Raw genomic sequence first — 24,646 nt, forward strand, 5'->3', positions numbered from 1 at the left:
ACCCTTCTGGCGCATGATGCGATGATTGCAAAACCGACCGCTCCACGGCGCCCACGCTGGCGCAGCCTGGCACTGCTGGCCTTGTGCCTGGCTCCGCTGCTGTGGCCGCTGCATCACCTGGCTGAGCGTTACTACCAGGACGAACTGGCCTCGCAAAACCGCCAGACCCTCGACCTCTACGTGGCCAACCTGCTCGGCACCCTGCACCGCTACGAAACCCTGCCGCAGATTCTTGGCGACCTGCCGGCCCTGCGCGGCGTGCTGGCCGACCCGTTCCGCCTGGAAGCGGTGACCAACGCCAACCGCCTGCTCAAGGACATCGTCCACCAGACCGGCGCCGAAGTGATGTACCTGATGGACGTCAGCGGCAACACCCTCGCCGCCTCCAACTGGGACAAGCAAGACAGCTTCGTTGGCCGCAACTTCTCGTTCCGCCCGTACTTCAATGAAGCCATGGCCGGCCGCCTGGGGCGTTTCTTCGGCCAGGGCACCACCTCGGCCAAGCGCGGCTACTTCTTCGCCGCCGCGGTGCGTGACCGTGAACGCATCGTCGGTGTGCTGGTGGTCAAGGTCGACCTCGACCACACCGAAACCCTCTGGGGCCGCACCCCCGAGCAGTTGCTGCTGACCGACCACAACGGCGTGGTGATCCTTACCTCGCGGCCCGACTGGCGCTTCCGTGCCACCCGCGCCCTGAGCGAAGCGGAACGCCAGGCGATCATCGCCATCCAGCCCTACCCAACCCAGGCGCCGCAACCGCTGGTGCTCAACCAGGACGCCTGGATCACCCAGACCCGCGACATCAAGGAAACCGGCTGGCAAGTCAGCATCCTTGCCCCGCGCATCCTGGTCGACCGCTCAGTGCAGACGGTCATGGCCATCGGCGGCGGCGCACTGCTGGTGACCATGCTGCTGGCAGGCCTGGTGATGCAGCGCCGTCGCCATTACATCGACCGCATCGACTTCGAGGCCCGTGGCCGCCAGCAACTGGAAAAGCGCGTGGTCGAGCGCACCGCGGACCTGGAAGGGCTCAACACGCGCCTGAAAAGCGCCGTGCTCGAACGCGAGAATGCCCAGCAGGAACTGGTTCGCGCCCAGGACGAACTGGTCCAGGCCGGCAAGCTGTCGGTGCTCGGCACCATGTCGGCAAGCATCAGCCATGAACTCAACCAGCCACTGGCGGCGATTCGCAGCTACGCGGAAAACGCCGAGATCCTGCTCGACCACCAGCGCACTGACGATGCCCGTGGCAACCTCAAGCTGATCGCTGAGCTGACCGGGCGCATGGCCTCGATCATCGCCCACTTGCGCGCCTTTGCCCGCCGCGACCGCCATGCCCCGGAAAGCGTGGCCCTGCAGCCGGCGCTGGATGATGCCCTGGCGCTGCTGGCCAAACGCCGCCGGGCCATGGCGGTGGAACTGATCCGCGACCTTCCAGACGCCACCTTGTGGGTGCAGGCCGGTGAAACCCGCCTGCGCCAGGTGCTTGGCAACCTGCTGGCCAATGCCCTCGATGCACTGACCGAGAAAGCCAACCCGCGCCGCCTGTGGCTCAGTGCCGAACGGCGCGATGAATGCGTCTACCTGTACATTCGCGACAACGGCCCAGGCTTCAGCCGCCAGGCCCTGGAGCACGCCAAGGAGCCATTCTTCACCACCAAGACCCGTACCCAAGGGCTGGGCCTGGGCCTGGCCATCTGCGAAAGCCTGATGCGCGCCCTGGGCGGTGAACTGCTGCTGGCCAACCACCCGGAAGGGGGCGCCCTGCTCACCCTGCAACTGCGGGTGGCCGCCCCCGGCGCGACCCTGCCCAATTCGGAGGACCTCTCGGCATGACGACCGAGCCTTACATCGACAGCCAGGCCCAGGTGATTCTGGTCGATGACGACCCGCACCTGCGCCAGGCCCTGAGCCAAACCCTGGACCTTGCCGGGCTCAAGGTCGTGGCCCTGGCCGAGGCCCAGGGCCTGGCCGAGCGCATCGAGCCCGACTGGCCGGGCGTGGTGGTCAGCGATATCCGCATGCCCGGCATCGACGGCCTGCAATTGCTGCAGCAACTGCATGCCCGCGACAACGAGCTGCCGGTGCTGCTGATCACCGGCCACGGCGACGTGCCACTGGCGGTGCAGGCCATGCGCGCCGGGGCCTATGATTTCCTGGAAAAACCCTTCGCAACCGATGCCCTGCTCGACAGCGTGCGCCGCGCCCTGGCCCTGCGCCGCCTGGTGCTGGACAACCGCAGCCTGCGCCTGGCCCTGAGCGACCGCCAGCAGCTGGCCACCCGCCTGGTCGGCCAGTCATCGTCGATGCAGCGCCTGCGCGAGCAGATCGGCGCCCTGGCCGGCACCCGCGCCGACGTGCTGATTCTTGGCGAGACGGGTGCCGGCAAGGAAGTGGTGGCCCGCGCCCTGCACGATCTGTCGAGCCGACGCGACGGCCCGTTCGTGGCGATCAACGCCGGCGCCCTGGCCGAATCGGTGGTCGAGAGCGAGCTGTTCGGCCATGAGCCGGGGGCCTTCACCGGCGCGCAGAAGCGCCGCATCGGCAAGTTCGAATTCGCCAACGGTGGCACGCTGTTCCTTGATGAAATCGAGAGCATGAGCCTGGATGTGCAGGTGAAACTGCTGCGCCTGCTGCAGGAGCGGGTGGTCGAGCGCCTGGGCGGCAACCAGCTGATCCCGCTGGATATCCGCGTGATCGCCGCCACCAAGGAAGACCTGCGCACCTCCGCCGACCAGGGCCGCTTCCGCGCCGACCTTTACTACCGACTGAATGTGGCGCCGCTGCGTATTCCGCCACTGCGCGAGCGCGGCGACGACATTCTGGTGCTGTTCCAGCATTTCGCCGATGCCGCCAGCCAGCGCCACGGCCTGTCGCCACACAGCCTGCAGCCTGCCCAGCGGGCGATGCTGCTGCGCCATGGCTGGCCAGGTAACGTGCGCGAGCTGCAGAACGCTGCCGAACGCTTCGCCCTGGGCCTGGAGCTGGCCCTCGACGGCCAGGCGCCGGCCGCGCCAACGCCTGCGGCCCCCATTCTGCTGGGCAACCTCAGCGAACAAGTGGAGCAGTTCGAGCGCTCACTGATTGCCGCCGAGCTCGCCCAGCCCCACAGCTCCATGCGCAGCCTGGCCGAAGCCCTCGGCATTCCGCGCAAAACCCTGCACGACAAGCTGCGCAAGCACGGCCTGCACTTCGAAGGCGGCAGCAGCGGGCCTGATGACCACGAGGAAAACCGCCCATGAGTTCCGATAGCCAGTACCTGCAGGCCGTGTTGCACGGCGACATCCCGCTGACCCGGGAAATGGGCCTGGAAGTGCTCGACTGGCAGCAGCAGGCCCTGCGCCTGCAACTGCCGCTGGCGGCCAACGTCAACCACAAGAGCACCATGTTCGGCGGCAGCCTGTACTGCGCCGCGGTGCTGGTGGGCTGGGGCTGGTTGCACCTGCGCCTGCGCGAGCTGGGCATCGATGACGGGCATATCGTCATCCAGGAAGGCCAGATCAGTTACCCGTTGCCGGTGACCGGCGCCGCCGTGGCGCGCTGCGCGGCGCCGGATGCCAAGGCCTGGGAGCGGTTCCTGGCGATGTATCAGCGCCGAGGCCGGGCACGGCTGACGCTGGAAACCACGGTTTGCAATGCCGGCAGCGACGCCCCCGCCGTCACCTTCAGCGGGCAGTACGTCCTGCACCGCTAGCAGGCTTCCACCTACCGTTGTAGGAGCGGGCTTGCCCCGCGAAGCAGGCGACGCGGTATGGCACCGGCTTCGCCGGTGTTCGCGGGTCAAGCCCGCTCCTACATTAAATCTGTTCCACAGGAGCGGGCTTGAAGGTTAGACCAAGCTCAGGAACGCCTGGCGCCAAACGGCCTTGGCCGGCAGCGCGAGGAAGAACGGGTTGAGCAGCGACTCACGCGCCGGGTAGCGGAACGGCTGCCCATCCACGCCAATCACCTCACCGCCAGCACCTTCCAGCACCCCCTGCGCCGCTGCCGTGTCCCACTGCGAGGTCGGCGCCAGGCGCGGGTAGCAATCGGCGCTGCCTTCGGCCAGCAGGCAGAACTTCAGCGAACTGCCGATATTGGCCAGCGCCAGCTCGCCCACCGCCGCGCCCAGCCCTGCCAGCAGCGCCTCCTGCTCGGGGCTGGAATGGCGGCGGCTGGCAACCACGGTGAAACGCCCATCGGTAGGCGGCGCAGTGCGCACCTGAACCGCCAAGGCCTCGCCATCAGCCTCGGCACGCCACGCCCCCAGGCCACGGCCACCGAAATAGGCGCGCCCGTTGGTAGGCATCGTCACCACGCCAAACACCACCTCACCGTGCTCGATGAGGGCAATGTTGACGGTGAACTCCTCGCTGCCAGCGATGAATTCCTTGGTGCCATCCAGCGGGTCGACCAGCCACCAGCGGCTCCAGCCCTGGCGCTCGCTCAGGGGGATGTTGCAGTCCTCTTCGGACAGCACTGGAATCTGCGGCGCCAGGGCCAACAGGCCATCGGCGATCACCCGGTGCGCGGCCAGGTCGGCGGCGGTCACCGGTGAATCGTCGGCCTTGTTGCTCACCGCCACATCGGCGCGCCAGAACGGCAGGATCGCCTCGCCCGCCAAGCGGGCGAGCTTGACCACTTCATGCATCAATTGCAGGTCGTTCATGCGTCGAGCAGCCCCCGCTGGATCAACAGGTCACGGGCCAGGTACAACGCCGCCAGCGCCCGCCCTTCGGTAAATTGCGGGTGCATGGCCAAGGCCGAGAGCTCGCGCAGGTTGACCTTGTCGACCCGCATCGGCTCCGGCTCGTCGCCCTCAAGGCGCTCCTCGTAGAGGTCACTGGCCAGCACCACCTGGATTTTCTGGCTCATGTAGCCCGGCGACAGTGAAAGCTCGGTCAGGTGTTCCAGCTGGCGCGCACCGAAGCCGGCCTCTTCCTTGAGCTCGCGGTCCGCCGCCGCCAGCACGTCTTCGCCCGGCTCGATCAGGCCCTTGGGCAGCGACAGCTCATACTCGTCGGTACCGCCGCAGTATTCCTCCACCAGCACCGCATGCTCGGCGTCGAGCATGGCCACGATCATCACCGCGCCATAGCCGTTGCCGCGCCCGACCAGGCGCTCGTAGGTACGCTCGGTGCCGTTGCTGAAGCGCAATTGCACGGCCTCGACGCGGAACAGGCGGCTGCTGGCGACAATTTCGCGGCTGAGGACGGTGGGTTTCTGGCGCATGGGGCGGCTCCTTGGCGTGAACGGGTTACTATACCGTGGCTTGCCGACTGAACGAGAGTTTCCCATGCCTGTTCTTCCCTGGTCCGCCATCGACACCGTCCTGCTGGACATGGACGGCACCTTGCTCGACCTGCACTACGACAACCGCTTCTGGCTCGACCACCTGCCCCAGCGCTATGCCGAGCTGCACGGGGTCAGCCGGGCCATGGCGGAAATGGAGCTGCAGCCGCTGTTCGAGCGCAACGCCGGCACGCTCAACTGGTACTGCCTGGACTTCTGGAGCCGCGAGCTGAAACTGCCTATCCGCGAGCTCAAACGCGAGATCGCCGACCTGATCGCCCTGCGACCGGACGCCGACACTTTCCTTGCGGCCATCCGCAAGGCCGGCAAGCGGGTGGTGATGATCACCAACGCCCACCGCGATTCGTTGTCGCTGAAACTGGAGCGGGTGGAACTGGCGCCGTATTTCGAGCGCTTGATCAGCTCGCACGATTACGGCTACCCGAAGGAAAACCCGCAGTTCTGGGATGCCTTGCAGGCGGATATCGGCTTCGACCCGCAGCGCAGCCTGTTCATCGATGACACCTTGGCCATCCTGCGCAGTGCGCGGCGCTTTGGTGTGGGGCATCTACTGGCGGTGCGCCAGCCCGATAGCCGGGCGCAGCCACGCGATACCGAGGAGTTCGCGGCGGTCGAGGATTACCGGGAATTATTGGTTGGCCTTTGACGGCCCTTTCGCGGGGCAAGCCCGCTCCTACACATCGCCTGTAGGAGCGGGCTTGCCCCGCGAAGAGGCCAAACCAGGCACTAAAGATCAATCAGGAATCCGCAACACCTGCCCCGGATAAATCTTGTCGGGGTGCTTGAGCATCGGCTTGTTGGCCTCGAAAATCTTATTGTACTGCCCGGCATTGCCATACACCACCACAGCGATCGCCGACAACGTGTCGCCCTTTTTCACGGTGACGAACCTTGCCGCTGCCACTACCGGCCCGGTCACGGTGATCTGGTCCTCGACACTGGCCACCCCGGCAATATTGCCGGCGGCGAGGATGATTTTCTCTTTTTCCTCCTGGCTGGCCACCTCGCCCTTGAGAACGACCTTGTCACCCTCTACAGTGGCGCTGATGTTCGGGTTGCCCAGGCCGACACTCTCCACGTGCTGCTTGAGCTGTTCCTCGGCGTTGGCATTGCCGGGAGTCAGCAGGTCGACCAGCTTCTCGCCGGCCTCCTTCACGAAACTGAACAGGCTCATGACGTGCTCCTTGTTAAGGTAAACCTCGGAGCCAGCAGTCTAGGCCACGATCCCTCCCCGCGCCCCACTGCGACCAATCGACGCGGTCTATCAAGGCATAGAGCCTAGCGATTAGACGCGCGCGACCCGGCGGCCTAGGCTGGTGCTATCAAATAGCAGCCGGTGCTCAGCCCAGATGCAAAGCAAACCTCCGGTCTGCGCGGCCTCCACACCCTTGGCCCTGCCTGCCGCCAGCCATACCTACGACTACGCCCAGCTCAGCGACGGCGAACGCGCCTGCACGCCGCTGGCCGAAGAAGTGGCCCTGGCCATCGTCTACAACGGCCTGAACCAGGCCGTGATGCTGGTCAGCCCCACCGACCTTGAAGACTTCGCGGTCGGTTTCAGCGTGGGCAGCGGCATCGTCGAAGGCACCGCGGAAATCTATGACCTCAAGCTTTCCGGCAGTGGCTCGGCGTTGTACGCCGACCTGGAGATTTCCAGCCGCGCGTTCTGGAACCTGAAAAACCAGCGCCGCCAGCTGGCGGGCACCAGCGGCTGCGGCCTGTGCGGCGTCGAGGCCCTGGAACAGGCCCTGCCCGAACTCAACGTGCTACCGGGCGCGCCGTTGCCCCCGGCCCAGTGGCTGGCCGGCCTGCGTGAGCGGATCGATGCCTTCACCCCGCTGGGCCAACACTGCGGCGCCGTGCATGCGGCACTGTTCATGAACGCCCACGGCGAGCTGCTGATGGGCCGTGAGGACATTGGCCGGCACAACGCCCTGGACAAGCTGATCGGCGCCCTGCTGCGCCAGGGCATCGCCACCGACGGCGGCCTGGCCATCGTCACCAGCCGCTGCAGCCTGGAACTGATCCAGAAGGTGCTGCGCGCCGGCATCCAGACCCTGGTCAGCCTGTCGGCGCCCACCGGCCTTGCCCTGCAGTGGGCACGCAAGCACAACCTCAACCTCATTCACCTGCCCAAACACAGTGCACCGCGGGTCTACAGCCCTGCGGCGGAGTCGTAACAGCCGTGACCTCCTACCAGCAACTTCCAGACAACGCCCCCGCTTCCACCCCACGCTACCAGCCCTACCACGGCCCCGCCGGCGGTTGGGGTGCGCTGCGCAGCGTGGCCAAGGCCTGGGTTGGCAGCGACAACGCGCTGAAGAATATCCGCGCCCTGCTCAAGACCAACCAGAACGGCGGCTTCGACTGCCCCGGCTGCGCCTGGGGCGATTCGCCCGAAAGCGGCATGGTCAAGTTCTGCGAGAACGGCGCCAAGGCCGTCAACTGGGAAGCCACCAAGCGCCGCGTCGATGCGGCTTTCTTCGCCCGCTACAGCGTCACGGCGCTGCTGCAGCAAAGCGACTACTGGCTGGAGTACCAAGGCCGCCTCACCGAGCCGATGGTCTACGACCCGCAAACCGACCGCTACCAGCCAATTGCCTGGGACGCCGCCTACGCCCTGATCGCCCGCGAGCTGAACAAGCTGACCACGCCCGACCAGGCCGAGTTCTACACCTCGGGCCGGGCCAGCAACGAGGCGGCTTACCTCTACCAGCTGTTCGTGCGCGCCTACGGCACCAACAACTTCCCCGACTGCTCGAACATGTGCCACGAAGCCAGCGGCGTGGCCTTGGGCCAGAGCGTCGGGGTCGGCAAGGGCACCGTCACCTATGACGACTTCGAGCATGCCGATGCGATTTTCGTCTGGGGCCAGAACCCTGGCACCAACCACCCACGCATGCTCGACCCGCTGCGCGACGCGGTGAAACGCGGGGCTCAGGTGGTGTGCGTCAACCCACTCAAGGAACGTGGGCTGGAACGTTTCCAGCACCCGCAAAACCCGTTGGAGATGCTGACCAACAGCGACCGCCCGACCAATACCGCGTTCTTCCGCCCGGCCCTGGGCGGCGACATGGCGCTGTTGCGCGGCATGGCCAAGTTCGTGCTGCAGTGGGAACGCGAGGCCCAGGCCAACGGCGAGCCAGCGGTATTCGACCATGTGTTCATCGCCGAGCACGGCCATGGCGTGGACGAATACCTGGCCGCCGTGGACGCCACCTCCTGGGCACACATCGAGGCGCAGTCGGGCCTCACCCTGGCCGATATCGAACTGGCCGCACGCATGTACTGCCGTGGCAAGCGAGTCATCATGTGCTGGGCCATGGGCATCACCCAGCACCGCCATTCGGTGCCGACCATCCAGGAAATCGTCAACCTGCAGATGCTGCGCGGCAACATCGGCGTGCCCGGCGCCGGCCTGTGCCCCGTGCGCGGCCACAGCAACGTGCAGGGTGACCGCACCATGGGCATCAACGAGCGCCCACCCGTGGCCCTGCTCGATGCCATCGAGAAGCGCTTCAAATTCCCGGTGCCGCGGCACAACGGCCACAACACCGTCGAGGCGATCCACGCCATGCTCGATGGCCGTTCGAAAGTGTTCATCGGCCTGGGTGGCAACTTCGCCCAGGCGACCCCAGACACCGAGCGCACCGCCCAGGCCCTGCGCAACTGCGAGCTGACCGTGCACATCAGCACCAAGCTCAACCGCAGCCACCTGATACACGGCAAGCAGGCGTTGATTTTGCCGTGCCTGGGCCGCACCGATATCGACCTGCAGGCCGACGGCCCCCAGGCGGTGACCGTGGAAGACTCGTTCAGCATGGTCCACGCCTCCAATGGCCAGCTCAAGCCACTGTCCAAGCAGATGCGCTCGGAACCGGCGGTGGTTGCCGGGATTGCCGCCGCCACCCTGGGCAAGCACCCGGTGGACTGGCACTGGTTGGTGGCCGACTATGCGCGCATCCGCGACCTGATTGGCGACACCATCGCGGGCTTTGCTGGCTTCAACCAACGCCTGGAGCACCCGGGGGGCTTCTACCTGGGCAACAGTGCCGGCAGCCGCCAGTGGAAAACCGCCACCGGGCGTGCCAACTTCAAGGCCAACCTGCTGCCCGACACCCTGCTCGACGAGCGCGTGCGCGCCAGCGGCCAGTTGCCGGACCTGATCATGCAGTCGATGCGCTCGCACGATCAGTACAACACCACCATCTACGGCCTGGACGACCGCTACCGCGGCGTGCGCGGCCAGCGCGAGGTGCTGTTCGCCAACGAAGCCGACATCATCCGCCTGGGCTTCCAGCCGGGGCAGAAGGTCGACATCGTCTCGCTATGGGGGGATGCGCATGTGCGCCGTGTGCACGGCTTCACATTGCTGGCCTTCGATATCCCGGCGGGCCAGGCGGCGGCGTACTATCCGGAAGTGAACCCGTTGATCCCGCTGGAAAGCGTCGGTGACGGCAGCCATACACCGACGTCCAAGTTCGTCGCCATCAAGCTCGAACGCGCGCGGGACGATGGCAGGATTCTCTGACGGTTAACCGCATCGCGAGCTCTGCTCGCTCCTACCAGACCTACGTAGATTTCGTAGGAGCGAGCGCAGCTCGCGATAGGCGCAAAAACCAAAAAAGCCCTGAACCGCAAGGTCCAGGGCTTTTGCCATAAAGACCTCAGACCCACGAAAATCGATTAAGTTTCACTGCAAATACAGTAACTTATGGAATTGTGTACAACTCGTGTTACTCGTCGGATTTTCGTTGCCAGCCACCCGCCTTAGCCTCAAATTCGCCCTCGTCATCCCTATGAGGCTCTCTTGATGAAGAAGTACTCCTCGATTCTGTTGTTGTCTTTCAGCTTGCTCAGCGGCGTTGCCATGGCAGGCGGCACCACCGAGGCCGGCATTGGCGGCGCATTGGGTGGGGTACTGGGCTCGGTCGTCGGCCAGTCCATCGGCGGTAGCACCGGCAGCGCCATCGGCGCCGGCCTGGGCGGCGCCGCCGGCAGTGCGGTGGGTGCCAACAAGCACCAGCGCGGCGAAGCCGCCATCGGTGGCGCACTGGGCGCTGCAGGCGGCAACGTGGTTGGCCGCTCGATGGGCGGCACCACCGGCAGCCTGATTGGCGCAGCCGCAGGCGGCGGTGCTGGCGGCGCGTTGGGTAACTACATGGGCAACAAGGCCGACGAAGACGAACGCCATGACGATCGCCGCTACCGTCGCGGCTATGACGACCGTCGTCATTACGACCGTGGCCGCCACTACGGCCACCGTAATCACCGCCACTGGCGTGACTGATACTTGAATTTGGGGCTGCTTTGCAGCCCATCGCAGGCAAGCCAGCTCCTACATGTACAGCGCAGATTTCAAGATTTGCGCTGTCCTGTAGGAGCTGGCTTGCCTGCGATGGGCCGCAGAGCGGCCCCAATTACTGCACAAGCTGCAGGCCCGCCAGGATCACCTGCAGGGTTTCAGGCAACGGCACCGGCCGCCCTTCTGCGCGCTCGATGAACACCTGCACCACCGTCCCCGCCGCACAGGCATCGGTTTCCCCCGGGCGGAACAGCGCCAGCCGGTACTCCACGGTACTGCCCGCCAGGCGCGTCACCCCCAGCCCCACCTCCAGCACATCCGGAAAGCCCGGCAAGGCAAAGAAGTCTGCCGACGAACTCACCACGAACGCAGCCAACTGGCCATCACGCAGGTCGAGGTCAGCCTGCTCCACGAGAAACGCCTGGATCGCAGCCTCGAAAAAGCCGTGCACGGTGGCACCGGCAATGTGGCCATTGACGTCGTTGTCCTGGGGGCGGGTGAGGATGGGGTGGAAGTGGGAGAAGGCCGTGCGGTTTGGGGATTCGGTCATGAGTTATCCACAGTTGGTTACATCAAAGGGAAGCTTCCCACAGCAAGTAAGTCTAGCAGCTGCCTATGAAAGCTGGCTTAACGAACAGGCCGAAGCAAGCCTCAACGATGAATACCCCTCGAGCCACTGAGCCTCAGGGAACGAGTCGGACGTACAAGAAGATTTCCATGGGTTCTACCTCTTGTTAGTGGACAACACCGAGAATTCTGACTTCTGAAACCACGAGGCCCGCCCCTTCAATGAAGGCGCGGGCCTCGGAGCAAACCCCAACGTATCAGGCGAACATCTGTCTGACGTTGTTCATCGCACCGTCGGCAAAGCCCTGCAGGAATGACTGGAATGCAGGCAGGTCTTGCGGGCTTCCCGTGTAGGGCTCACCGATGATGGTCCAGGTCGCCACCGATTTGCCCGGTGCGTGCTCCTGCACTTCCATGCGCGCCCAGAGGTTGCCGATGTTCAACGACGTGTAGATCAGCGACCAGGTCATGACCATGCGTTGGTCGTCGTGGGTGTTGAGTTGCTCGATCACCACGTTGCCGTCCTTGAACAGCTTCTTGCGTACCGAACGCACGCCGGTACCGGTCATTTCGATATGCGACAGTGCTGGAATGAACACAGGGAAACCTGCGAAGTTGCCGACGATGTTCCACACGCTTCGGGCATCGGCATTCACGGTAACAGAGGCCACTACAGGCTCACCGGCAGGGTTCTTGATCAGGGTATCGGGTTCGCAATGTTGCATGTTCAGCTCCTTTGATTTGTCAGATGAAGTCGATTTCTTTCAAGAACTCACAGCCCAGGCGCAATAGCGTGGGGCTCTTGGCGGGGTACTCCTCGCCCATGATGTCGATGCCGTGGCGTGCGTTGCCGTGCTCGATCATCGAAATGTCGCCGATGTCTTCTTCGAAGCCATTGAGGTAGAAACCGACCACGCCAAAAAGCGCGTTGTCGCTTTCGATGGTCGATAGCCGCCGCTGCCAGTGGCTGATCGGTACCCACTTGAAGTCGTGCCCCATGGGGCGAAACGCCTCCACGTAGCTGTCCCAACTCAACGGTTGCGGGTTGTGCAGGTTGAACACGGCCCGGGTACTGATGTGACGGCTGGCATGGAAGCCAATGAACCGCGCCAGGAAGTCCACCGGCATCAGGTCGAAGTTCAACGACAGCTGCGGCACTTCCTTGAGTTGCAGCGAGCCTTTGAGCATCAGCATCAATCGGTTCTGATGTGGCTGGCAAACCCCGGTACGGGTGTTGAAGGCAATGTTGCCTGGGCGGTAAAGATTCACTTTCACACCGCGTTCACTGGCATTCCAGAGAATGCGCTCGCCTACCCATTTGGAAAGGTTGTAGCCATTTCGGATATAGATTGGCGGCGTCGCTGCGGGGGGGGCCTCCAGCACTCGGCCTTCGGTATCGACGCTGCTGGACGCCGACAGTGTCGAAATGAAGTTGAAGATCTTCTTGCTGCGCCCTTCGCACAATTTCAGGCACTCGATCACGGGCGCGACGTTGTCCTTGACCAGTGATTCATAGTCGAGCACATGGTTGACATTGGCAGCGTTGTAGATCAGCACGCCGTAATCCTGATCGAGCCTTTCGTACTCTTCGGCACTGAGCCCCAGCATCGGCTGGCTGATGTCAGCCGCCAACACGCGTACGCGGCTCATGTCCAGGTGCTGCAGGCGGTTGTCGACCAGCGCCTGAGCGAAACGCTGCTGCGCCGATTGCCCAGCACCGGCACGCACCAGGCAGGCTACTTCAGTGGACCCCAACTCCAACAAGGCTTCGACGATGTGCACACCCAGGAAGCCATTGGCGCCGGTGACGATGACCTTGTGCACGTCGCCCATCTGGCTCAGCGGCAAGATATCGAGCTCGACACTGAGGTTGGCATCGGCCAGCGCCCTGGGGCTGACAATGGCATCGGCCGACTCATCCTGGGAGAGCAGACGGTCGAGGTTGGCAAGGGTGGGAAGTTCGATGAAACGGTTGATCGATACCCCTTTGCCGAACGACTCGCGTATGTCCATGAGCATGCGCGACAGCAGGATCGAGTGCCCACCGAGGTTGAAGAAGCTGTCGTCCAGGCCGATCTCGTCCGCGTCGATTTCCAGCAAGTTGGCCCAGATGGGCAGCAACTGCTGCAAACCGCCGCTCAGGGGCTGTTCACGAACCTGCCGGGGCCGGTTGTCGTCAGGCATCTGCCGCAGCGCCTTGCGGTCGACCTTGCCGTTTGCCGTTGCCGGAAAGGCGTCCAGCAGGCGCCACCGTGACGGGCGCATGTAGTCGGGCAGATGTTTCTCGGCATGGGCCTGCAATGCCTGCGTGGCGCTCTGTGCATCCATCGATCGAGGCTCGGCGAAGAACGCCACGATACGCCGCTGCTCGTCGATGACCACGGCCAACTGGGCGAACAAGTTGCTGCCGCGCAGAATGTGCTCGACCTCTTCAGGCTCGACGCGAAAGCCGCGGATCTTCACCTGGTTATCCAGACGCCCGATGATTTCCACACCTTCGCTGCCCCAACGCGCCAGATCGCCGGTGCGATACCAGCGCTCAGCTTGCAAGCCGCCTGCGCCGGGAACATAGCGTTGCTGGGTCGCTTCGGTGTTGTTCAGGTAGCCCAACCCCACGCCTGGCCCGGCAATGTAGACCTCGCCACTTTCGCCCTGGGCCACTGGCATGCCCTGCTCGTCCAGCAGGTAAAGCCGGGTATTGGCAATCGGCAGGCCCAGCAGGCGATTGGAGTCGCCCGGGCGCATAACCCGGCTGGTGGCCAGCACCGTCGTTTCGGTAGGCCCGTAGATATTGTGCAAGTTACAGTGCGCACCCAGGCCATCGATGACATGCGGTTCGCACACATCACCGCCGGTAACCAGGTGGCGTATGCCATGCAAGCTTTGCAGCGGCATGATGCTGAGCAAGGCAGGAGGGAGGAAGGCATGGCTGACTTCGGCCTGCCCGATCAGCTGCGCCAGCGCAGCAGGGTCACGGCGCTGATCCTCGCTCGGCACGACCAGACAGCCCCCTGCAATCAGGGTCGGGAAGATGTCCAGCATGGAGGCATCGAAGTTGATCGTCGAAAACTGCAAGGCCCGGGTCTGCGGGCCGACCTGGACATGTTCGCCATACCAGGCACAGAAATGGCTGAGGTTGGCTATCGAAAGCAGCACGCCTTTGGGCGTTCCGGTGGTGCCTGAGGTATAGATGGCCACGCAGGCTCGCTGGGCTTCCCATGTGCCTCGCAGCAGCGACTGATGCTCCGCCAGGGCAACGGCGGCGTGGCCATCGACACCTCGGTGCATAGCGCTCAGTTGGCTTACGTCCAGCGCCTGGCAGGCATCGGGCGTTGCCACTTTGCCGTCATGGATGATGACCTTCGCCCGAGCGTGCTCGACGATCATTGAACGGCGTTCGGCAGGATGCTGCGGGTCAAGCGGAAGATAGACAGCACCGCAGCCAAGCACAGCCAGAATCGAAGCGTACAGTGCCAGGCCCTTGCCAAGCGCGACGGCAACCACCGCCTGCCCGTCGTGCGCTTGCAGCAGCGGCAGCAAGCGTTCCTGGATCGCCACACTCATGGCATGCAGTTCGCGGTAACTGATGTAACGCCCCTCGACCAGAAGGGCCGGGGCGCCTTGGTGTGCAAGCATGCTGCCAGCCAGGCGCTCGATGAACGAGGTGGCGGCCGCCTCACTGATGGCCGTGGCCGCCGTCATGTTGCAGCGATGAGCGAAGGCCAGCGCATCCAGGGTATCGAGGCCCGCCAACGCTACCGTTGGCTGTGGCTGCAGACGGGGCTGGCGGAAATGGTCTTCGTTGCGCGAGTAGCCGCTCACATGGGCCGCCGTGGCCTCAACCAGCTCCCGCCAGGCGACGGCTACCAGGTTAGCGCCGTTTCCCGACACCTCTGCGGGCACGTCCAGCAGCTCCAGGCACTGCCAGGGCTGGTCGCCTTCCCGGGTCATCAATTGCAGCTGCAGGCCAGCCATGGGATTGCCAAGGCCATCGCCGGCCACCCGCAGGGAGATCTGTCGGGTGCTGCCCAGCGCTGGCCATGGAGCCAGGCTGGCGTCATCGATGACCAGGTCCAAAGCGTGCAATTGCCAATGGTCGAAGCTGGCACGCGTTTCCAGCAGATGGGCCTGATGGCCCATCTGGCGCAGCTCGCCAGCCAAGCGGGCAAGCCCACGGCTGCTCCCGCACAGCAAAATGTCTAAACGTCTCATCGGAGTTCCTTCCGTTGAAGTCAGAGCCGATACGCGGCCAGGGAGGCCTGCACGGCTGGATCTTCGAGCATCGTGCTCGTCTGGAAAAACCGCATGATGTTGCCCACCAGGGGATGCCCGGCAGTGATGGGGAAAGCCATTGCCTCGACCTCTTCGCGCAGCGCCACTTTGACCTGCTCGGGCGTGTCCAGGCTGTCGACCAGCAGCAGGTCGAAGTGCTTCTGGATGTCGTTGGTCAGGTACTGTTCCAGGAACACCGGCAAGATCGCGGCAAGGGTGGCGCGGTCCTCTGCTGGCGCGGCATTCCAGTAGATGCGGGTCAGCCGCGCCCAGAAGCTGGAATGACGCCCCTCGTCGGCCAAGTGATCGGCCATCAATCCCTTGACCGACTCCTTCACGGTGTCGTCGCGAGCGAATGCAGCCACGTCATTGGTCAGCGTATTTTCAGCAACGGCGACGCAGATGAGCTCGACCGCAGCTTTCAGGTGGTCTGGTGCCATTTCCATCGCTTTCGGAATCGAGCGGCTCAGCTCGATTTCCTGCGGCAGGGCAATCGGCTCGATCCCGGTCAGCTCAATGGTCTGCTGCAGGTAGTCCATGGCGACCAGCGCGTGGTAGTCCTCGTCGACGACTACCGTCATGGCGTCGTAGCGGCAGGCAAACGGAAAGCGGATCGGGAAATTGTCCTTGGCGATACTACGCGCCGTCTTGTCGACAATTTCTGTTTCGAATATCACGACGTCGTTAATGAACTTGTACAGGCTCTGCACCAGCGCAAAGTCCCTGAGATGAGGGCACTTTTGCAAAAACACGTCGCTGGTCACCAGCGGCTGACGACTTGTCGGATAAATCAACTTCCCGTCATCTTCCACTGTTCGCCTTGGGCGTGTGCGTATCGTCGCACGGCGCTCCCATACCTCGGCGAACGATTGGTAATCTTGTGCATTCATCAGGTTGCGCCCCGTCACTCAGTAATAATGAACCTCAAACAACAGGCAGCCTGTTTCGGAATGAAAAGGTCCATGTTCGGTGTGCGCTTTACGGTAAAAATAACTTCCCTCACCGTACGCCTTGAGTGGACGACCGGGCGCCGCATGTTCAACTTGGTCGCCTTCGATCAGATAGACTTCTTCGTGGTAATCGTGGGTGTATATTTCCCGCGTGCCGCCGCCTGGCGCGAAGCGCACCAGGCGCGTGCGAACTCCCGTTCGCGTTGCCGCATCCAGTGTGTCCCTGAACACCGTCAGGGTGATGCCGCGCTCGCTGGGCACCTCTTGCCAAACGGCTTGGTCCTGCTCGATCACCGAGAACTTCATGCCACACACCCGACAACGTGTTCAGCCATTTCCGCACGCAGTTCGTCCCACAGCACACGACGGCTGTCCACGGCCGCAATCGCTGCCGCAAACACTTCCTGCTGTCGCTGCGCATCGCCCTTGACCAGGCGTTCGAGCAGCTTCTCAGCTGCCGGCCCATGATCGTCGGAGTCCACGTCGATATGCCGTTGCAGGTAGTAGCGGAATGTCGGCGCCTGGTCGATACCGATGTCCCAATCATCGAGAATGGTCTGGAACATGCGCGGGATCACGCTTTCACGCCCGTGCAGGAAGGCTGCGGCTACCTCGTGCGCTTCGGCATTGACGGCCGTCTCGATGGTGTTGGTGACAAAGCGCACTGCCGCTGCGGGCGCCTGGCAACGCTGAAGGGCTTGTTCAAGGCCCACCCCATCGCGCATCAGTTCGACGAAGCGCTCGATGCACTCGGTACTTGCACCGATCTCCTGCATGGCATGCAGGTACAGTTCAAAGTGACTGTAGTGTCCCCCATTGAGGTTCTGGTCCGACTCCTCGCCCAGGACGATTTCATTGATCAGATGGGCGGCGGCCGGGTCCACTGGCGGCAACCAGGGCAGCGCCGTGCACGTCAGGTCCTGCTGCAGGCGCTTGGTCAGCGACATGAAATCCCAGACAGCGAAAACATGTGTTTCCATGAACGTCCGCAAGACAGGCAGCGAACCAATTTCAGCAAAAATGGGGTGCTTCCCCAGTTCGGATTTTTTGCTTTCTAGAACGAATTTCTGGTCGTGCATGATTACCTCACTCATCAGGGTTTTCGTGACTGAAATTGTTTTTAATATCGCTGCGCTTGTGCAGCCCAAGAAAAACTATGACATCAATCGTTACAAATCAACCACTGAAACTTATTAATTTTCGAACTTTCTTATTATTAAAGGCACGCCAAAAAGGCAACTTAACTAAAAGTTGCCCGCGTCACATACTGTCGCCAAACGCAAAGTCGCTATTCAGTCATCCATGGGCAATCCATTGCGACCAACTCCTTATTCCTATCTATTTCGCCGTCAATTAAGATTAACCAGCGCGTTGTTTTCTCAATATCAGGGCCGCCACCGCACACCCCGTCAGCGCCAGACAAGAAACATAAAAAGCATCGCTGTAAGCCATCAAATAGGCTTCGCGGCGGACCGTGTTCACCAGCCCTTCGAGTATTTGTTGCTGCGCCGGCAGCCACGTCTGCACGGTCTGTCCGAGCCGCTCCTGCAACCCAGGTGAAAACACCGATACATGCTCATGTATGCGTTCGCTGTGAAAACGTTCACGCATGGCCACCACCTGCGTGAGCGCCGCAGTGCCGATAGCGCCGCCCAGGTTGCGCAACATGGAGAAGACCGCAGAAGCCGAACCCGCCTCGCGCTTGTCCAAACCGGCCACTGCCAGCACCGAAAGCGCCACCATGATGAAGGGCTGGCCAATACCACGCACCACCGTCGATGGAATAATGACGTTGTCCGCGCTGTCCGCGGTCAGGCCCGCGCCCAGCCAGCAGCCCAGTGCCATGATCAGAAAACCGCTGGCCACCATGAACTTGGCACTGGTCCAAGCCATCAGGCGTGGCATCAGCGGTGCCAATACCAGTTGCACCACACCGTAGGCAATCAGCGCCACACCGACATCGCTCGCGCTGAAACCCTGCAACTGGGACAAGTAGTTGGGAACCAGGAACACCAGGCCGAAGGTCGCTGCCCCGAAGATGAACATGGCAACGCTGGCAACGCCGAAATTGTAATGCCCGAGCAGCCGCAGGTTGATGAATGCGCGCTTGCCATAGAGCTGCGTGCCCGCGAACACCACCAGGGCGATGGCCGCCACGATTGCCATCGCCAGAATGAAGCGCGAACCGAACCAGTCCAGACGCCCCCCCTCCTCCAAGACAATCTGCAGCCCTCCCAGCCCCACTACCATGGCCGCAATACCCACCCAGTCACCATGCCGCAAGAGTTCGAGCTTCATGGGCCTGGCTTCGATCGACCAGGCAATGGCGGCCAACAGGGCGATACCGGGTGCCAGTTGCAGGTAGAAGATCCAGCGCCAGGAATAGGCGTCCGTAAGCCAGCCACCGATCGATGGCCCTGCCGCCTGTGCCACACTGTTCGCCAGGCTGAACAGCGCCATCCCCATGGCCATCTTGCTGGCCGGTAATTCAGTGATGATCAACTGGAATGACAAGGGGATAAGTACGGCGCCAGCTGCCCCCTGGATGACTCGGATGATGATCATCGCCTCAAGGTTGGGCGCCCAGGAGCAAGCGATCGAGGCCAGCAGGAATATGAACGAGCCCGTCCACATGACCCGCCGCATGGAAAAGACTTCGACCAGCCAGGCCGTCAATGGAATCATGACGATCTCGGCGACCAGGTAAGCGGTGGATATCCAAGAGCCTTCCTCAAAGCTCGCACCGAGGGAGCCGCGGATTTCCGGGAGCGCCGCACTGGTCACGTGCACATTCATGCCGGCCATGAAGCAGCCGAACAACCCGCCCAGCACAGCTACCCAGGCACGCAGCGTGACAGGTTGCTCGCTATTCATCCGCTGACTCCGTCGGCCGCGTGTCAACAGTGGTTACCACCGACATGCCCGGTAGAATCGGCTGCCCGCTCATCGGCTGCTCCAGCAGGATCCGTACGGGAAAGCGTTGGACGATCTTGGTGAAGTTGCCGGTCGCATTGTCCGAAGGCAGCAGTGCGAATACATTGCCCGAAGCGGGTGAGACGCTGGCCACCCGCCCCAGCAACTGCCGGTCCGAATAACTGTCGACGTTGATCCGCACTGGCTGGCCGGGGTGCATGTGGGTCAACTGGGTTTCCTTGTAGTTGGCCACGATATAGGTCTGCTGCAACGGCACTACAGCCAGCAGCGGCTGCCCGGCCACCACATGCTGGCCAGCACGTACCCGACGCTGGCCGACGACGCCGTCGATCGGGGCTCGAATCAGCGTGTCCTGTACATCCTGTTCAGCCAGCACCAGCCGGGCTTGGGCACTGGCCTGGCCGGCCTGGCGCTGTTCGACTTGAGCATCGGCATAGGCTGCCTGGGCCTTGGCCATCGCCAACTGGGAACGGCGCTCGCGCAGTTGTGCCTGGGCGCCCTGCCAGGCTGCCCCAGCCTGCACCGCGCTGGCGTTGGCTTGCTCCAGGCGTTGCAGGGTGGCCGCACTGTCACGCACCAGGCCTTTGTAACGCTTGACGTCCAGCGTGGTGCGGCGGCGTTCGGCATCGGTGCTTTGCAACATCGACTCTGCCTGCACGATCGCCTGTTGCTGTTGCGCGATACGCTCCCCTGCCACCTGGGCAAGTGCCTGGGCAGCGGTGAAGGCGGCATGAGCTTCAGCGACATCGGCCTTGGCCTGTTCGTACCGCGCGCGGTAGTCACGATCCTGCAGGCGCACCAGCACATCGCCTGCCTTGACGGGTTGATCATCATCCACCTCGACCTTGGCGACGAAACCTGCCACACGTGAACTCGAAGTCACCCAGTCAGCGCGCACATAGGCGTCATCGGTGCTTTGCAGATAGCGCCCGACGCTGTACCAGTAACCGCCAAATACCAGCACCCCGACCAGCACCACACCAGCCCCGCCGTACAACGCCAGCCTGCGCCTGGCCTGTTTGCGAGAAACAGCATCATCCTGGCGCCCGTCGTTGGCGAGAACCGGTTCATCAACGGCAACATTCATGGTTGTTTTCCAGTATCGGCAGCTAACCCTTGGGCCGTGGTGGGGGGTGCGGTCTCTTGCCAGCCTCCACCCAAGGCCCGGAACAAATCGATTTGTGCGCCAGCAAGCCCACCCAAGGCCTGAACATGGCGGTCGCGAACGCTGATCAGGTCGCGTTCTGCGTCGAGCAACTGCAAGGCATCGAGGGTACCGGCCCGGTAATTCACCGAAGCCAGGTCAAAGCCGCGCTGGCTGTGCGCCAGAGCCCCCTGCAGAGCAAGAAGCCGTTGACGTTCACCGTCATAGCGGGCCAAGGCCTTGCGAACATCCTTCAGCGCCGCCAGCGCCGTACCTCGGTAGCGGGCGACGGCACCCTCATGCAAGGCTTGCGCCTTGCTCACCCTCGCCTGGTTGGCCTTGAGGTTGGGAAACTCCCATTGGATCAGGGGCCCGATGGCGAACATCACCGCGCGGCTGCCACCCAGGTTCGACAGGTGATGGTCGGAGGACGTCAGCGAGGCACCGAAGCTCACCTTCGGATACAGATCGGCCTTCACGATGGCCACCTCCAGCGCCGCAGCCTGAAGCTCGCGCTCCGCTTTGCGCACGTCCGGGCGACGTTCGAGCAAGTGCCAGCCATCGCCGCCGGGCAGCGGCGCATCAAGCGAGGGGATCGTCCGGCAAGCGGCGGTATCAACAGCAACGCGTGCGGGGTTCTGGCCACTGAGCATGGCCAGTTCGTACAACGCCATGCGCCGGCGCGCTTCGAGCATCGGCAAACCGGCCTTGACCTGCTCGCGCAGGCTCAGCAGGCGCTCGCTATCGAGCTCAGTGGCAATACCGCCCTGGCGCTGCCTTTCGCTGAGCTGCAGGCTTCTGTCCAGCGTCAGCAAGGAGCGCTCGGCTTCCTGCAAACGGGCACCATAGACACACTGGTCGATATAGGCGCGGCTGGTCTGCGCCACAATCTCCAGGCGCACCTGCCCCAAGGCATCACGTGACGCGTCAGCCTGTGCCTTGGCGCGCTCGATCGTGTTGCGTACCTGCCCCCACACATCCACCTGGTAGGCCAGTTCAATGCCTGGATTGAATGTCCACTGGGACGGCGCATGGCTGTCGGTTGCTTGCGCCAACGTCTGGTCGTCGGCGCTCTTGCCGTAGGTCGCGGCGAAACGGGTGGAGGTGGAAGGCCAGCGCTGTGCATCGAACTCATCGATACCGGCCAACATTGCTCTTACGTTGGCTTGCGCTTGGGCCAGGTCCTGGTTGTGCGCCAGCGCCCGCTGCACCCACTCGTTGAGCTGGGGGTCGTGGTAAAGCATCCACCAGCCTTCGGGCAAGGCTTGCCTGCTCACCCCAGAGGAGCGGCCAGCCAGTGCATCGGCCTGCAACGACGCCTCGGCCGGGGTGCGCGAGTCATGCGCAGTACAGGCCGACAGGAGGGCAAACATGCACACGCAAAGGGGAAACGGGAATGAACGCGATACTGGCATCACATGGCGTCACGATTGGGAGAGTGTTGCCAGATTAGCGAGGGAGGGGGTGGCGCTTCTGCCTTGAGCAGGACAACCGTACGCGCAAACGAGACAATCTTGCCAGGCAGCGAACCGGACGTTGCATCCGGTTCGCCTGGCACCCGCCGTCAATGCGCACGTGGCGCGGCAGCCTCCTGGATACTGACCTGCCAGTCACTGGGCGTGTAGCCCAGGATGCGCTTGAACACGGCGGCAAACGCACTGGCACTCTGGTAGCCATGCTCCAGCGCGACGTTGATGATCGGCATGCCATCAGCCAGGCAACGCTGGCTAAGCATCATCCGCGTACGCGCACGCCACTCGCCATACGACATACCCACCTCTCGCTGAAACAGCCTGGCCACGCTACGGGAGCTCATGTTCAGTTGCTCGCCACACTGTTCCAGCGTCAAGTCCTGGGCGGGGTCGTCGAAGAAGCGTTCGCACCAGGCACGCAGCCTCGCATGCCGAGGTACCGGTACATAAGCATTGATCCGCTCTGCTGCTTCCAGTTCGCGCTGGATCAGCGCACGCACATGCTCACCCAACGACTCATCGCGCTGCCCGAGCATGCGCGAGGCTGCCAGAATCAGCTCGCGCAACAACCCGGGAACCACGATTACCTGGCAGTGATCCACCCGTGAGCTGAGCAGCAAGGTCCGCATGGATACATCACCCTCCATGCGAATCTCATGGCTGACCCCTGCGGGCACCCATAGCGCGTGCCCGCAGGGAATCACCCAGCTGCCATCATCGCTGCAAACACGCATCACACCCCTGGAGGCGTAGATCAGCTGATCATCGCTGTGGCAGTGGCTGGCCACCACCTCACCGTGCCCGTAGTCCATTCCTAAGGCTTCCATGCCGATATCGCCTCAGGCCGTGACGACAGCATTGCCCAATGGCTTGAGCAGGCCCTGGCGAGTAGCCCTGCACACGGCGCTGACCAATGCCTGCAGCGAAGCCTGGAGAATGCTGCTGTCCCTGCCAACACCGAAAAGCAGCTGGCCGTTGACGCGGATTTCCACGTACGCAATCGCTTCTGCCTGGGCGCCATCGCGCACCGCATGCTCATGGTAGTCTGCGATGTCGAAATTCAGGCCAAGCGCGCAGAAGGCGTTGACCAATGCAGCCAGCGGCCCGTTACCTTCACCGCTCAAGGGCAGGCGGCCACCGTCGAAGACCAGCTGCGCATTCACGTAGGAGCTGGCGTCATCACTGGTGAGCATGGGCTGGGTCAATGTGTAGGGCCTGCCCTGCAACAGGTAGTTCTCGGTGAAGCAGGACAGAATCATGTCGCTGGTCACTTCCTGGCCAGCAGTATCTGCTACACGCTGTACCAGGCCGCTGAACTCCATCTGCAGGCGACGCGGCAGCACGATGCCCTGCTGCTCCAGCAGATAGGCGACTCCGCCCTTGCCGGACTGGCTGTTGACCCGGATCACAGCCTCGTAACTGCGCCCCATATCGGCTGGGTCGATCGGCAGATAGGGGATTTCCCAGTATCCCTCAGGGTTGTCGCGGCGGCGCGCGAAGCCCTTCTTGATGGCGTCCTGATGGGAACCGGAGAAGGCGGTGAACACCAACTCACCGGCATACGGATGGCGGGGATGAGTGGGCAACTGGTTGCAATATTCAACCTCACGCTGAACGTGGATGATGTCAGAGAAGTCCAGTTCAGGGCTGATACCGCTGGTATACAGGTTCATCGCCAAGGTCAGGATGTCGACGTTGCCAGTACGCTCGCCATTGCCGAACAAGGTCCCTTCGACCCGTTCGGCACCTGCCAGGCAAGCCTGCTCTGCAGTGGATACGCCAGTGCCGCGGTCATTATGTGGGTGCACGCTGATGACCACGCTGTCGCGCTGGCTCACATGCCTGCAAAACCATTCGATCTGGTCGGCGAACACATTGGCGGTGGATACCTCCACGGTCGTGGGCAAGTTGAGGATCATCTTGTTGGACGGTGTTGGCTGAAACTCGGCGATCACCGCATCGCAGATTTCCAGGCCGAAATCCAGCTCGGTAAAACAGAACGTTTCCGGCGAATACTGGTAGGTCCACTGGGTTTGCGGGTTGGCCTGCATCAGCGCCTTGATCTCGCGGGTGGCCTGGGTGGCAATGTCGATACAGCCAGCGCGGTCGACACCGAATACGACCTCGCGGAAAACGGGCGCGGTGGCGTTGTAGACGTGCACGATCGCCCGCGGCGCGCCCTTGAGGGCTTCGAAGGTGCGCTCGATCAGGTGAGTACGCGCCTGGGTCATTACCTGAATGGTCACATCGTCGGGAATCGCACCGCTTTCAATCAACTCGCGCACGTAGTCGAAATCAGTCTGCGATGCTGCCGGGAAGCCTACCTCGATCTCCTTGAAGCCTACCTTGACCAAAAGGTCGAAGAAGCGACGCTTGCGCTCGGCGTTCATGGGTTCTATCAGCGCCTGGTTACCGTCACGCATATCAACGCTGCACCAGGTCGGTGCTGCTTTTTGCACGTTGCCAGGCCAGGTGCGGTCCGGCAGATCCACCACATTGAAATGGCGATATTTGGTAGAGGGATCCTTCAGCATCATGGCGGCGTTCTCCTTTGCCTGTCACTGGTCGTACTGGCCGCCCATCGAGACGACCTCTAAATCACGAATTGGATCCAATTTAAGACGGAAGGGGTTGGGTTGTATTGCGTTTTTTTCGCAACGACGGCGAAGAGATTTTTTAGAATTGCGCGTTTTTGTAATTTATTGGCTAT

The 24,646-nt window shown here is 62.9% G+C and carries 21 protein-coding genes; 7 read left to right on the forward strand and 14 right to left on the reverse strand.

Annotated elements, in window-relative coordinates; all coding sequences use genetic code 11:
• Nucleotides 1-21 precede the first annotated feature (21 nt).
• The 3 genes from F3J44_RS08115 to F3J44_RS08125 are packed head-to-tail and all read left to right on the forward strand — an operon-like array spanning nucleotide 22 to nucleotide 3,694.
• Nucleotides 22-1,836, forward strand: coding sequence for an ATP-binding protein (locus F3J44_RS08115; RefSeq protein WP_167062666.1), 1,815 nt, complete (start codon nucleotides 22-24; stop codon nucleotides 1,834-1,836).
• Nucleotides 1,833-3,242, forward strand: a complete 1,410-nt coding sequence (locus F3J44_RS08120) for a sigma-54 dependent transcriptional regulator (RefSeq protein ID WP_167271618.1) — start codon at nucleotides 1,833-1,835, stop codon at nucleotides 3,240-3,242. The genes F3J44_RS08115 and F3J44_RS08120 overlap by 4 nt, the downstream gene beginning before the upstream one ends.
• Nucleotides 3,239-3,694: a YiiD C-terminal domain-containing protein gene (locus F3J44_RS08125; RefSeq protein WP_167062672.1), complete on the forward strand. Its 456-nt coding sequence runs from the start codon at nucleotides 3,239-3,241 to the stop codon at nucleotides 3,692-3,694. The genes F3J44_RS08120 and F3J44_RS08125 overlap by 4 nt, the downstream gene beginning before the upstream one ends.
• Nucleotides 3,695-3,829: 135 nt before the next feature.
• On the opposite strand, the gene cysQ is transcribed toward F3J44_RS08125, so the two are convergent.
• Both cysQ and nudE read right to left on the reverse strand, forming a co-directional pair.
• Nucleotides 3,830-4,633, reverse strand: coding sequence for a 3'(2'),5'-bisphosphate nucleotidase CysQ (gene cysQ / locus F3J44_RS08130; protein WP_205299782.1), 804 nt, complete (start codon nucleotides 4,631-4,633; stop codon nucleotides 3,830-3,832).
• An 11-nt stretch (nucleotides 4,634-4,644) separates the two neighbouring features.
• Nucleotides 4,645-5,211 (reverse strand): ADP compounds hydrolase NudE, encoded by a 567-nt coding sequence (gene nudE, locus F3J44_RS08135; RefSeq protein ID WP_054903565.1) that lies wholly within the window; start codon nucleotides 5,209-5,211, stop codon nucleotides 4,645-4,647.
• A 64-nt stretch (nucleotides 5,212-5,275) separates the two neighbouring features.
• Here nudE and yrfG point away from each other — a divergent pair, with 64 nt between their 5' ends.
• Nucleotides 5,276-5,938 carry a GMP/IMP nucleotidase gene (yrfG, locus tag F3J44_RS08140; protein ID WP_167062679.1) on the forward strand — a complete coding sequence of 221 codons (663 nt, stop codon included), beginning with the start codon at nucleotides 5,276-5,278 and terminating at the stop codon, nucleotides 5,936-5,938.
• A gap of 87 nt (nucleotides 5,939-6,025) precedes the next feature.
• On the opposite strand, the gene lysM is transcribed toward yrfG, so the two are convergent.
• The gene (gene lysM / locus F3J44_RS08145; RefSeq protein ID WP_167062682.1) at nucleotides 6,026-6,466 is read right to left on the reverse strand and encodes a peptidoglycan-binding protein LysM; all 441 of its coding nucleotides are present in this window, start codon (nucleotides 6,464-6,466) and stop codon (nucleotides 6,026-6,028) included.
• A 175-nt stretch (nucleotides 6,467-6,641) separates the two neighbouring features.
• On the opposite strand from lysM, the gene fdhD reads away from it, so the two are divergent.
• The 3 genes from fdhD (at nucleotide 6,642) to F3J44_RS08160 (ending at nucleotide 10,582) form a co-directional block, all read left to right on the forward strand.
• Entirely contained in the window at nucleotides 6,642-7,472 is an 831-nt protein-coding gene (gene fdhD / locus F3J44_RS08150) for a formate dehydrogenase accessory sulfurtransferase FdhD (RefSeq protein ID WP_167271622.1), read from the forward strand.
• 5 nt (nucleotides 7,473-7,477) lie between these two features.
• Entirely contained in the window at nucleotides 7,478-9,823 is a 2,346-nt protein-coding gene (locus F3J44_RS08155; protein ID WP_167271624.1) for an FdhF/YdeP family oxidoreductase, read from the forward strand.
• 282 nt (nucleotides 9,824-10,105) lie between these two features.
• The gene (locus F3J44_RS08160) at nucleotides 10,106-10,582 is read left to right on the forward strand and encodes a glycine zipper domain-containing protein (protein ID WP_167062688.1); all 477 of its coding nucleotides are present in this window, start codon (nucleotides 10,106-10,108) and stop codon (nucleotides 10,580-10,582) included.
• Nucleotides 10,583-10,712: 130 nt separating this feature from the next.
• On the opposite strand, the gene F3J44_RS08165 is transcribed toward F3J44_RS08160, so the two are convergent.
• The 11 genes from F3J44_RS08165 to leuA form a co-directional block, all read right to left on the reverse strand.
• Nucleotides 10,713-11,147 (reverse strand): thioesterase family protein, encoded by a 435-nt coding sequence (locus F3J44_RS08165; protein ID WP_167271626.1) that lies wholly within the window; start codon nucleotides 11,145-11,147, stop codon nucleotides 10,713-10,715.
• A 274-nt stretch (nucleotides 11,148-11,421) separates the two neighbouring features.
• Nucleotides 11,422-11,889 (reverse strand): SRPBCC family protein, encoded by a 468-nt coding sequence (locus F3J44_RS08170; RefSeq protein WP_167271628.1) that lies wholly within the window; start codon nucleotides 11,887-11,889, stop codon nucleotides 11,422-11,424.
• A gap of 19 nt (nucleotides 11,890-11,908) precedes the next feature.
• Nucleotides 11,909-15,376 carry an amino acid adenylation domain-containing protein gene (locus F3J44_RS08175; RefSeq protein WP_167271630.1) on the reverse strand — a complete coding sequence of 1,156 codons (3,468 nt, stop codon included), beginning with the start codon at nucleotides 15,374-15,376 and terminating at the stop codon, nucleotides 11,909-11,911.
• Between the two features lie 20 nt (nucleotides 15,377-15,396).
• Entirely contained in the window at nucleotides 15,397-16,326 is a 930-nt protein-coding gene (locus F3J44_RS08180; protein ID WP_167271632.1) for a diiron oxygenase, read from the reverse strand.
• A gap of 18 nt (nucleotides 16,327-16,344) precedes the next feature.
• A complete protein-coding gene (locus F3J44_RS08185) occupies nucleotides 16,345-16,692 on the reverse strand; it encodes a DUF4437 domain-containing protein (RefSeq protein WP_167271633.1) in 348 nt (115 codons plus the stop codon).
• Nucleotides 16,689-17,480, reverse strand: a complete 792-nt coding sequence (locus tag F3J44_RS08190; RefSeq protein WP_205299758.1) for a DUF3050 domain-containing protein — start codon at nucleotides 17,478-17,480, stop codon at nucleotides 16,689-16,691. Before F3J44_RS08190 ends, F3J44_RS08185 begins: the two co-directional genes overlap by 4 nt.
• Before the next feature lie 265 nt (nucleotides 17,481-17,745).
• On the reverse strand, nucleotides 17,746-19,260 hold the full coding sequence (locus F3J44_RS08195) for a DHA2 family efflux MFS transporter permease subunit (protein ID WP_167271636.1): 1,515 nt from the start codon (nucleotides 19,258-19,260) through the stop codon (nucleotides 17,746-17,748).
• Nucleotides 19,253-20,407: an HlyD family secretion protein gene (locus F3J44_RS08200; protein ID WP_167271637.1), complete on the reverse strand. Its 1,155-nt coding sequence runs from the start codon at nucleotides 20,405-20,407 to the stop codon at nucleotides 19,253-19,255. The genes F3J44_RS08195 and F3J44_RS08200 overlap by 8 nt, the downstream gene beginning before the upstream one ends.
• Entirely contained in the window at nucleotides 20,404-21,837 is a 1,434-nt protein-coding gene (locus F3J44_RS08205; RefSeq protein WP_205299759.1) for an efflux transporter outer membrane subunit, read from the reverse strand. Before F3J44_RS08205 ends, F3J44_RS08200 begins: the two co-directional genes overlap by 4 nt.
• Nucleotides 21,838-22,028: 191 nt before the next feature.
• Nucleotides 22,029-22,763, reverse strand: coding sequence for a helix-turn-helix transcriptional regulator (locus F3J44_RS08210; RefSeq protein ID WP_167271641.1), 735 nt, complete (start codon nucleotides 22,761-22,763; stop codon nucleotides 22,029-22,031).
• A 12-nt stretch (nucleotides 22,764-22,775) separates the two neighbouring features.
• Nucleotides 22,776-24,470 carry a 2-isopropylmalate synthase gene (gene leuA / locus F3J44_RS08215; RefSeq protein WP_205299785.1) on the reverse strand — a complete coding sequence of 565 codons (1,695 nt, stop codon included), beginning with the start codon at nucleotides 24,468-24,470 and terminating at the stop codon, nucleotides 22,776-22,778.
• Between the last annotated feature and the right edge of the window lie 176 nt (nucleotides 24,471-24,646).

Origin of the sequence: Pantoea sp. Tr-811 (assembly GCF_011752535.1) — a bacterium.
Lineage (GTDB): Bacteria > Pseudomonadota > Gammaproteobacteria > Pseudomonadales > Pseudomonadaceae > Aquipseudomonas.

Excerpts from the sequence above, each read along its gene's own strand:
- yrfG (WP_167062679.1), top strand. The coding sequence starts at position 5,276 with ATGCCTGTTCTTCCCTGGTCCGCCATCGACACCGTCCTGCTGGACATG.
- F3J44_RS08180 (WP_167271632.1), bottom strand. The coding sequence starts at position 16,326 with ATGAATGCACAAGATTACCAATCGTTCGCCGAGGTATGGGAGCGCCGT.
- F3J44_RS08125 (WP_167062672.1), top strand. The coding sequence starts at position 3,239 with ATGAGTTCCGATAGCCAGTACCTGCAGGCCGTGTTGCACGGCGACATC.
- lysM (WP_167062682.1), bottom strand. The coding sequence starts at position 6,466 with ATGAGCCTGTTCAGTTTCGTGAAGGAGGCCGGCGAGAAGCTGGTCGAC.
- F3J44_RS08165 (WP_167271626.1), bottom strand. The coding sequence starts at position 11,147 with ATGACCGAATCCCCAAACCGCACGGCCTTCTCCCACTTCCACCCCATC.
- F3J44_RS08185 (WP_167271633.1), bottom strand. The coding sequence starts at position 16,692 with ATGAAGTTCTCGGTGATCGAGCAGGACCAAGCCGTTTGGCAAGAGGTG.
- F3J44_RS08205 (WP_205299759.1), bottom strand. The coding sequence starts at position 21,837 with ATGTTTGCCCTCCTGTCGGCCTGTACTGCGCATGACTCGCGCACCCCG.
- leuA (WP_205299785.1), bottom strand. The coding sequence starts at position 24,470 with ATGCTGAAGGATCCCTCTACCAAATATCGCCATTTCAATGTGGTGGAT.
- F3J44_RS08170 (WP_167271628.1), bottom strand. The coding sequence starts at position 11,889 with ATGCAACATTGCGAACCCGATACCCTGATCAAGAACCCTGCCGGTGAG.
- F3J44_RS08190 (WP_205299758.1), bottom strand. The coding sequence starts at position 17,480 with ATGAGTGAGGTAATCATGCACGACCAGAAATTCGTTCTAGAAAGCAAA.
- F3J44_RS08160 (WP_167062688.1), top strand. The coding sequence starts at position 10,106 with ATGAAGAAGTACTCCTCGATTCTGTTGTTGTCTTTCAGCTTGCTCAGC.
- F3J44_RS08175 (WP_167271630.1), bottom strand. The coding sequence starts at position 15,376 with ATGAGACGTTTAGACATTTTGCTGTGCGGGAGCAGCCGTGGGCTTGCC.
- nudE (WP_054903565.1), bottom strand. The coding sequence starts at position 5,211 with ATGCGCCAGAAACCCACCGTCCTCAGCCGCGAAATTGTCGCCAGCAGC.
- F3J44_RS08200 (WP_167271637.1), bottom strand. The coding sequence starts at position 20,407 with ATGAATGTTGCCGTTGATGAACCGGTTCTCGCCAACGACGGGCGCCAG.
- fdhD (WP_167271622.1), top strand. The coding sequence starts at position 6,642 with ATGCAAAGCAAACCTCCGGTCTGCGCGGCCTCCACACCCTTGGCCCTG.
- F3J44_RS08120 (WP_167271618.1), top strand. The coding sequence starts at position 1,833 with ATGACGACCGAGCCTTACATCGACAGCCAGGCCCAGGTGATTCTGGTC.
- F3J44_RS08115 (WP_167062666.1), top strand. The coding sequence starts at position 22 with ATGATTGCAAAACCGACCGCTCCACGGCGCCCACGCTGGCGCAGCCTG.
- F3J44_RS08210 (WP_167271641.1), bottom strand. The coding sequence starts at position 22,763 with ATGGAAGCCTTAGGAATGGACTACGGGCACGGTGAGGTGGTGGCCAGC.
- F3J44_RS08195 (WP_167271636.1), bottom strand. The coding sequence starts at position 19,260 with ATGAATAGCGAGCAACCTGTCACGCTGCGTGCCTGGGTAGCTGTGCTG.